At 62.0% G+C, this 3961-nt stretch carries 5 protein-coding genes; 1 reads left to right on the top strand and 4 read right to left on the bottom strand.

Annotated elements, in window-relative coordinates:
• Positions 1 to 223 precede the first annotated feature (223 nt).
• Entirely contained in the window at positions 224 to 493 is a 270-nt protein-coding gene (locus tag ACXJ7R_RS26800) for a DUF1801 domain-containing protein (RefSeq protein WP_457154461.1), read from the top strand.
• A 22-nt stretch (positions 494 to 515) separates the two neighbouring features.
• Here ACXJ7R_RS26800 and ACXJ7R_RS26795 read toward each other — a convergent pair whose 3' ends face one another.
• The 4 genes from ACXJ7R_RS26795 to ACXJ7R_RS26780 form a co-directional block, all read right to left on the bottom strand.
• Positions 516 to 1694, bottom strand: coding sequence for an NAD(P)/FAD-dependent oxidoreductase (locus tag ACXJ7R_RS26795; RefSeq protein ID WP_457154460.1), 1179 nt, complete (start codon positions 1692 to 1694; stop codon positions 516 to 518).
• 101 nt (positions 1695 to 1795) lie between these two features.
• A complete protein-coding gene (locus ACXJ7R_RS26790) occupies positions 1796 to 2533 on the bottom strand; it encodes a dienelactone hydrolase family protein (RefSeq protein WP_457154459.1) in 738 nt (245 codons plus the stop codon).
• Between the two features lie 105 nt (positions 2534 to 2638).
• On the bottom strand, positions 2639 to 3328 hold the full coding sequence (locus ACXJ7R_RS26785) for a hypothetical protein (protein WP_457154458.1): 690 nt from the start codon (positions 3326 to 3328) through the stop codon (positions 2639 to 2641).
• Positions 3329 to 3417: 89 nt separating this feature from the next.
• Positions 3418 to 3961 (bottom strand): trimethylamine methyltransferase family protein (locus ACXJ7R_RS26780; RefSeq protein WP_457154457.1); only part of this gene is annotated, 544 nt, incomplete at its 5' end.

Genomic DNA, 3961 nt, shown 5'->3' with positions numbered 1-3961 from the left:
GTTGAACGACACCTGCGGCAACCTCGTTCAGATCAACCAGCTGGCGCGCTGGTAAAGCGCGGCAAACAAAACGCGTCTTGGAAGAGAAAGGCACGCAATGATTCCATCGCAACAGATCGACCAGCTGTTCGAGGGCCTCACGTACTGGCGTGGCAAGACGCTCGCCAGCGTCCGCAAGACCATTCTTGAATCCGATGGCGAGATCATCTAGGAATGGAAGTGGATGGGAAGCCCGGTGTGGTCCCGCGACGGAATGATCGCCGTCGGCAACGCCCACAAGGACAAGGTGAAACTGACCTTTTCCCACGGCGCCAGCCTGCCGGACCCCGGCAAGCTCTTCAACGCGGGGTTGGACGGCAAGGTGTGGCGTGCGATCGATCTTTTCGAGGGCGATGAGCTCGATGAGCGCGCGCTGAAAGACCTTGTCCGGGCCGCCATCGATTACAACCAGGCCAAAAAGAAGAAGAAAGCGCTGGCGAAGGCACCGAAGTAGCATCGTCGCCATTTTTGGTGCTTTAGGCCGCTTGCCCCGCAACCCAGCCGGACGACCACGCCCACTGGAAATTATAACCGCCCAGCCACCCCGTGACGTCGACGACTTCGCCGATGAAGAACAGGCCTGGGACAGATTTCGCCTGCATCGTCTTCTGGTCAAGTCCGTTGGTATCGACCCCGCCAAGCGTCACTTCGGCCGTACGATAGCCCTCCGAACCGGCCGGCTTGATGTGCCAGTCATTGACCGCCGCGGCGATGGTTTTGATCTCAGCATCCGAAAGATCGGCGAGGTTGCCGTCGATCCCGGTGCGCTCGGCGATCGACTGCGCAAGCCGCTTCGGCAGATGATTTGCCAGCACCGTCTGCACCGCTTGCCGTCCGTTGCCGCGCTTGGCGGTGCGAATGAGGTCTGCCACGTCGGCTCCCGGCAGCATGGCGATGCGGATTTCGTCTCCCTCGCGCCAATAGGACGATATCTGCAGGATGGACGGTCCGCTGACGCCGCGATGCGTGAACAGCATCGCTTCGGAAAACCGTGTCTTGCCACAGGCGACTTCCGCTTCGACGGCATTGCCGGCCAGGGGCGCCAGCCGCTCGAGCGTTTTTGCGTCGAAGGTCAGCGGCACCAGCGCCGGCCGCGTTTCGACAATGGCAAGACCAAACCGTTCGGCAAGCTCGTAGCCGAAGCCGGTCGCCCCCATTTTGGGAATCGACTTGCCGCCACACGCCACGACCAGGGACTGGCATGCGACCGTACCGGTGGAGAGGGTAAGCACAAATCCTTCCACGGTTCTGCGGACATCACCGACGTTGGCCGACAGTGCCAGTTCCACGCCCCTGCTCCGCATTTCCGCGACCATCATGTCGATGATCTGGCGTGCGGAGCCGTCGCAGAACAACTGCCCCAGCGTCTTTTCGTGATAGGCAATGCGGTGGCGCTCGACGAGCGCGATGAAATCGCGCTGCGTGTAGCGGCTGAGCGCCGAGATGCAGAAATGCGGATTGCCCGAGAGAAAGTTCTTCGGGCTGGCATGGATGTTGGTGAAATTGCACCGGCCTCCGCCGGAGATGCGGATCTTTTCGCCGGGCATCGCCGCGTGATCGAGGATCAGCACCGAACGGCCGCGCTTGGCCGTCTCCACGGCGCACATCATTCCGGCGGCGCCCGCGCCGATGATCACGACATCATAGGATTGCATCAGGCCAAATCGTTCCCGCTGACGGCGCCGTTCAGCAGGCGGCGCCAATCGTGCAAGTCTCTACCCGTTCGGTGCGACCGCAGGCAACGTCCCGGTCCGTTTTAGATCAGCGTTTCGGCAAAAAGCGTCGTCAACCGCTTCCAATGGCGCTCGGCGCCGATCGCATCGAAGACGCTATGATCCGGCACGCACCAGCCATGCGCCATGCCGACATAGTTCTCGATCACATGGTCGACTTCCGCAACTCGCAGCGCCTCGGCAAGTCGTGCCGACTGCTCAGGCGGGAAACTTCTGTCGACACCGGACGTGCCGACATAGACACGCGCCTTGATCGAGGCAGCCTTGCGATGCGGGCTGTCGGCGGCATCGCTGGCCAGATTGCCGCCATGGAAACTGGCCGCCGCCCTTATCTGCTCGGGATAGGTTGCAGCGGCGTTCAATGCCCGTGCGCCGCCCATGCAATAGCCCACCGTCCCGATCGGTCCGGTAACACCCTCGGCAGCCAGCGCATCGACGAATGCACCACTGTCGCTGATGGTCATCTCTTGCGTGGTGCCGGTGACCAGCGCCATCAGCACTGTCTTGGTCTTTTCCTCGGCAAAGGCGGTCTTGGCGTCGAACGGCCCGTAGGGCGCATTGCGGTAGAACAGGTCCGGCACCAACACCGCATAGCCTTCGCCCGCCAACCGTTCCGCCATGCCATCGAGCGCAGCGCGCGGCCCGAACGCATCCATATACAGGATGATGCCGGCCTTGGCCGGGGACGTGTTTGCAGCGCGGAAAAGTCCTGCCCTGGCAACGCCATCCCTGGTCTTGATCTGAAGGTCTTGTTTCGTCATCGCCTGCTCCGTTCATTAGATGCGCGATACATATCCGCGTGAGCCGCCAGAACAAGGCGTTCCCTGAACCCGGCAGTCAACATTTCGTGCAGGATGGCGTGGCGACTACAGACCGGCGAATGCCGCCATATGAAAAGCCTGGATCTCCAATGGATAGCGATAGGCCGTGCCGTACGGACAGGCGTTGCGGTCGAGGCAGCCGCCGCTTCGGCACGGTCCGCCATTTGCTCCCCGCACATGCGCCAGACAGGATTGGTAGGCGAAACCTTGTTCGGAATAAGCGTCGACCGGACAGGATTTCAGGCAAGGTTTTTCCACACATGCATCGCAAAGGTGGAGCGGCGTCTCAACGGCTTGGAGAGGAAGTTCTTGCTCGAACAGCAGCGCACCACGATAGGCGTGCCACAGCCCATATTGCGGATGCATGAGGATGCCGAGCGGTGACGGCTTCAGCCCCTCCGCCCGCATCGCCCATTGCTGAAATGGCAGATAGGGCTTGTCGGACGGTGAAATGGCCCTCGCCCCGAATACCTCGGCCACCGCCCCGATCACTTCACGCGACCAGGTGTCGAGCGGATTGGCAATGGTCGGCGATTGCTTTTCCCGCCAGCGCAGGAAATGCGGCCAGGACGCAGCACCCGCCTGCCCCACCAGCAGGACGGCCTTGGAGGGAGCGCCCGACTGGCCCGGTGGCGGCGCATCGCCCAGCTCAAAATTGAAGCCGCCACGTAGAACAAGGCCGTTGGCGAGAAGCGCCGAAGCGATACGGTCAACGCTGCCGGCAGGCGCAATCATTCCTTCTTGACCGGATCGGAGAATGCACTCCGCCAGACTTCCTTGTGAATGATGTTGGCGACTTTAGCCCCGCCTGACTCGGGCTCCTTTCAAGTGAAGGCGTCGGGCATCGACCCCTTCTTCTTGGCGATGAAGTCCTTCAAGGCTTCGTCGGTGCTCGGATCGAGGTATGGTGCCTCATAGCTTTCCAGCCAGCGGCGGGCGAGCTCGTTGGCGCGCTGCGGCGCGGTCTTCTCGCCCTCGGCCAGCCACTGTTCGTAGGAATTGTTGTCGGCGATGTTGGAGCGATAGAAGGCGGTCTGGAAATTGGCCTGGGTGTGGTCGCAGCCGAGATAGTGGCTGCCCGGTCCGACCTGGCGGATGGCATCCATCGCCTGACCGTTTTCCGACAGATCGACGCCCTCGGAGAACTTCTGCGTCATGCCGAGCTGGTCGATGTCCATCATGAATTTTTCGTAGCAGGAGACGAGCCCGCCCTCGAGCCAGCCGGCCGAGTGCAGCACGAAGTTGGTGCCGGCCAGGATGGTCGAGTTCAGCGTGTTGGCGCTTTCATAGGCCGCCTGAGCGTCCGGAACCTTGGATGCGCAAAGCGAGCCGCCGGTGCGGAACGGCAGGCCGAGGCGACGTGCGAGC

It is taken from the genome of Mesorhizobium sp. P5_C1, from assembly GCF_054049815.1.
Note: the sequence above shows the minus strand (reverse complement) of the source record. Positions and strands in the feature narration are given on the sequence as shown.